The 282-nt window shown below is 71.6% G+C and carries 1 protein-coding gene; it reads right to left on the reverse strand.

What is annotated here, in order from left to right:
• The coding region (locus tag MD536_RS21620) for an aminotransferase class I/II-fold pyridoxal phosphate-dependent enzyme (RefSeq protein ID WP_239603854.1) at positions 1–282 on the reverse strand (282 nt) is incomplete at both ends.

The following is a 282-nucleotide window of genomic DNA, read 5'->3' on the forward strand; positions in this document are numbered from 1 at the left end:
GGTCGTCGGAGCCGGCGACGAACGCGCCGAACGTGCCGCAACCCTTGCCAAGCGTGCCCATCAGGATGGGCACGTCCTGTGTACCGAGGCCTGCGGCCTCGATCGAGCCACGCCCCGTCGGTCCCAGCACGCCGAATCCGTGAGCGTCGTCGACGAAGAGCGACGCATCGGCCTCCCGGCAAGCGCTCGCCAGCTCGCGCAGCGGTGCCACGTCGCCGTCCATGCTGAAGATTCCGTCGGTGACCACCATCGCGCGCGATCCCGCGCCGCGCGCGAGCCGCG

It is taken from the genome of Flavihumibacter cheonanensis, assembly GCF_022352215.1.
GTDB lineage: Bacteria > Bacteroidota > Bacteroidia > Chitinophagales > Chitinophagaceae > Flavihumibacter > Flavihumibacter cheonanensis.